We start from the raw sequence: 4,251 nt of genomic DNA on the forward strand, positions 1-4,251 counted from the left end.
GCGCCTTCATCGCCGACCCGAGCGTCGTCCTCGGGGTGTGGGTGGTGTGCACCTGGGCGCTGGTGATCGGGATGACCGTCTGGGCGTGGCGCAGCTGGAAGGGCGTCTCGAGTCGATCCCTGCCGGGCGAGCGGCGCCGGACCGGCTGATCAGCGCACGGCGGACTCCCGCGCCGCCGGCGCCGGGCGCCGCAGCCCGTCGAGCCAGGTCAGCGGAGCCAGCACGACGCGAGTGACGCTCTGGGCATAGCGCCGGACGCCGTCGTCGAAGGGCGAGAGCGCGAAGAGCCAGGTGGTGCCGGCCGCCAGCACCAGGCAGAGCACCAGCGTCGCCGGGACGGGCAGCAGCCCGGAGACGAAGTGCAGCGGGCCCTCGACGAGTCGGACCGCGAACCCGTGCAGCAGATAGATCGCCAGCGAGCGACGGCCGAGAGTGGCCACCACGTCGTCGCGCCGGGCCGTCCAGGCCAGCAGCACCAGCGTGGTCAGCGCCGCGCTGAGCGTGACGGCGGCGCGCATGCCCAGTCCGTCGACGACGCCGACGTCGAACCACTCGATGCTCCGGCTGCCGTAGAGCCACATCTTGTCCACGTCGCCGAGGATGAAGAGCGCCACGGGCACGACGGCGGCGCCGGTCAGCGCCGTCCGGCCGGAGGGGCCGCGCTCGCCTGCCCAGGCCAGGATGCGCGCGCCGTAGAGCTTGCCGACGACGAAGAACGGCCAGAAGGTCAGGGTCCGGGCGACGGCGAACTCGTCGCCGAGGCTCGGGATGATCCCGCCGACGAGCCCGACGACGAGCGAGGCCGTCAGCATGGTCCGGGGATGCCGCTCGATGAGCGGGACCGAGAGCATCCACCAGACCATGGCCATCAGGAACCAGGTGAGCCAGATCGGAGTCACGCCGTCGAAGCCGACGTCGAGATCGAGCAGCGCCATCCAGCCGTAGTAGGCGGGGATGGCGGTCACCAGCAGCACGAGGAAGAACGTGGTCCGCTCGGCGAGCCGCGTGGACTTCGCGGTGATGCCGGCCAGGAAGATGAAGGCCGGCATGTGGAAGGAGTAGATGGTCGTCTGCACGGCGCGCAGCGTCTCGGAGTCCCAGCCCGAGGCGCGGGTCAGGAAGTGGCCCAGGACGACGAGCACGATGAGGATGCCTTTGGCCCGGTCCAGGCGATGGTCGCGGGAACTCATCCTTCGGACGGTAACAATGGCACCTCGCATGGCCTGGAAGGCGCCTGGACACTCGCTGGAGATCGGTGGATCCGCGCCGCCGTCCCGGCATCTCATCCGGGGCGGGAGGGTCGGCGAGTGCTTCGTCACACGTCACAGGCGCCGGGATTCGCCGGGGCGTCGAGACTCGTGAGGCTCCGCGGGGCTACGATCAGACTGTGGCGGCGTCGCCGCGAGCTCTGCGGGGCGCCCGAGCCGACACGGCTGCGGGCGCGACCGCTCCGCTCTGTCGACGCCGCCCTGACCTGGGGCGAGGCTCTCGCCCTCCCACGAGACGAACAGGTGGCCCGACGACGTGTCCGACGTGTTTGAGACCGAGACCAGCGGCGAGACCAGCAAGCAGACCAGCAGCACGAGCACCGGGGCGGCCGGAGACGTCTCCGCCGCCGCAGCCCCGCCCGGCGGCGAGGCCCACGACTTCTCCCACCTCTCGCCCCGGCTGGCCGTCGGGGACTCCGAGCCCGATCGCAATCTCGCCCTCGAGCTGGTCCGCGTGACCGAGGCCGCCGCCATCGCCGGCGGCGCCTGGGTCGGCCACGGCGACAAGAACGGCGCCGACGGCGCGGCGGTGGACGCGATGCGTGCGCTGCTGGGCACGGTGAACCTCAACGGCGTGGTCGTCATCGGCGAGGGAGAGAAGGACGAGGCGCCCATGCTGTTCAACGGTGAGCGGGTGGGCAGCGGCAGCGGCCCCGAGGCCGACGTCGCCGTGGATCCGATCGACGGCACCCGGCTGACCGCGCTGGGCTACAACAACGCCCTGGCGGTGCTCGCCGTCGCCGAGCGGGGGAGCATGTTCGACCCCTCCTCGGTCTTCTACATGGACAAGCTGGTCACCGGGCCCGAGGCCGCGGACATGGTGGATCTGCGCCTGCCGGTGAAGCAGAATCTGCACCTGATCGCCAAGGCCAAGGGCAAGCGCATCAATCAGCTCAACGTCTGCGTGCTCGACCGCCCCCGCCATGCCGGGCTCGTCGAGGAGATCCGCGAGGCCGGGGCTCGGACGCGCTTCATCATGGACGGCGACGTCGCCGGCGGCATCGCCGCGGCGCGCGAAGGCTCCGACGTCGACGTCCTCATGGGCACCGGCGGCACGCCGGAGGGCATCGTCACCGCCTGCGCCATCCGTGCGGTCGGCGGCGTGATCCAGGGGCGGCTCGCGCCGGTCGACGACGCCGAGCGGCAGGCCGCCGCCGACGCCGGCCACGACGTCGAGAAGGTGCTGGCGACCGAGGACCTGGTCACCTCGGACAACTGCTACTTCACCGCCACCGGCATCACCGACGGCGACCTGCTGCGCGGCGTGCGCTACCACGGCGACACGGTGCACACCCAGTCGATCGTCATGCGGTCGAAGTCCGGCACCGTGCGCACCGTCGAGGCCGAGCACCAGGCGCGCAAGTGGGAGGCCTACACGCGGCACTGACGCCCTGCGCGGGCGGCGACGCCTCCCGGCGGCACTTCTCAACGATCGCTCGGATTGGTACTGTGCAACGGGTCACCGTCGACGACGAGGTTATGGCATACCTGATGGGAGGGACGGCCGTGATACGGACCAGGCGGCTGCTCGGAGTGAGCGCAGTGTTGGGACTCGGAGCGAGCGTGGTGCTCGCCGGACCGGCCGCGGCGACGCCGGGCGCGCCGGAGGACGTGGGAGCGGTCGGCGGAGTCACCGTCGAGCAGCTGGACGCCGTCGACCAGGACGCGGCCGCCGACTACTGGACGCCGCGGCGCATGGCCGCCGCCCGTCCGGCGCTGCCGGAGCAGGCCGCCGGGCGCGCCGGCGAGGTCACCTCGTCGCTCTTCGGGACGGTCGCCCCCGGGGGCCTCGGACCGGACGTCGACCTGGGGTCGGACCGCGGCCCGGGGGAGGCCGCCGTGCCTCCCGAGACGACCGCCGCACAGGCCGGCCGGGGGCAGGCCGTCGGCCCGAAGCAGGGGCGCGACTCGCGCCAGGAGCAGGCCGGGTCCGGCGAGCAGGATCCCGCCGCGAGCCCGCATGTGGGCAAGATCTTCTATTCCACCGCGGAGGGAGACTTCGTCTGCTCGGGCAATCTGGTGGAGTCGGCGAACGGGTCCACCGTCTCCACCGCGGGCCACTGCGTGGTCGACGGCGGCGAGTTCGTCGACAACCTCGTCTTCGCCCCGGCCTATGACCACGGCGTCTCCGAGCACGGGCTGTGGGCGGCGGAGGAGCTGACCGCCACCGCCGCCTGGGCGGAGTCCGGGGACTTCGAGCAGGACGCCGGCTTCGCCGTGCTGGAGACGCGGGACGGACGCACCGCCGCCGAAGTCGTCGGCGAGGCCTCGCCGATCGTCTTCGACCAGCCGCGGGATCTGTTCTTCACCGCCTACGGGTACCCGGCCGTCTCGCCCTACGACGGCGAGTCGCTGCACCGCTGCCAGGGGCAGGCGCAGGATGATCCCCACGGCTCCTCGACGCGCGGCATCCCGTGCGACATGACCGGCGGCTCCTCGGGCGGGCCGTGGTTCATCGGCGACGGGCCCGACGGGGCGCAGAACTCGGTGAACTCGTACAGCTACCGGGACGATCCCGACACGATGTACGGTCCGTACTTCGGGCCGGCCGTCGAAGAGGTCTACACCTACGCCGCGTCGCGATGATCGCGACCGGTGCACTGCTCCGAGCCGGTCCTCCCGACCGTTCCGCGGGCCGCGACGGGGAGGAACCCAGTGACTCCTGACGATTCCGGGCGCCGAGCACGGTGCCACGCCCACGGGCCCTCGCCGACGGAGGATGCTTCGCCCGCACAGGGAGGGGCGTCCGGGAAGGACGGGGAGAACGGGGACGCCGCGCCGCGTCCGGAATCGTCAGGCTTCTCCCGCGTCGCCTCCGGTCGCGGGGCCTCCGAGCCGGAGGAGGCGCGTGCGTACTGGAGTCCGCGGCGCCGCCGGGCCGCCCGCGGCCGCGAGCAGCGGCGTGAGCCGCCGGCGCCCCCGAGCGACGCGGGCGACGAGAACGACGCGGCCGACCCGAGCTATGCGGACGACTCGGGCGACG

4 protein-coding genes are annotated in these 4,251 nt (G+C 72.6%); 3 read left to right on the forward strand and 1 reads right to left on the reverse strand.

Annotated features, from left to right (window positions below; all coding sequences use genetic code 11):
- Positions 1–149: 149 nt before the first annotated feature.
- Positions 150–1,190, reverse strand: a complete 1,041-nt coding sequence (locus tag GCL72_RS02460; protein ID WP_153143135.1) for an acyltransferase family protein — start codon at positions 1,188–1,190, stop codon at positions 150–152.
- A 478-nt stretch (positions 1,191–1,668) separates the two neighbouring features.
- Here GCL72_RS02460 and glpX point away from each other — a divergent pair, with 478 nt between their 5' ends.
- The 3 genes from glpX to GCL72_RS09750 all read left to right on the forward strand — a co-directional run.
- A complete protein-coding gene (gene glpX / locus GCL72_RS02465) occupies positions 1,669–2,655 on the forward strand; it encodes a class II fructose-bisphosphatase (protein WP_153143137.1) in 987 nt (328 codons plus the stop codon).
- A gap of 146 nt (positions 2,656–2,801) precedes the next feature.
- A complete protein-coding gene (locus GCL72_RS02470; protein ID WP_153143136.1) occupies positions 2,802–3,854 on the forward strand; it encodes a trypsin-like serine peptidase in 1,053 nt (350 codons plus the stop codon).
- A gap of 69 nt (positions 3,855–3,923) precedes the next feature.
- Positions 3,924–4,251 (forward strand): hypothetical protein (locus GCL72_RS09750; RefSeq protein ID WP_211364946.1); only part of this gene is annotated, 328 nt, incomplete at its 3' end.

The organism is Nesterenkonia halophila, assembly GCF_009467795.1.
GTDB classification, from domain to species: Bacteria; Actinomycetota; Actinomycetes; order Actinomycetales; family Micrococcaceae; genus Nesterenkonia; species Nesterenkonia halobia.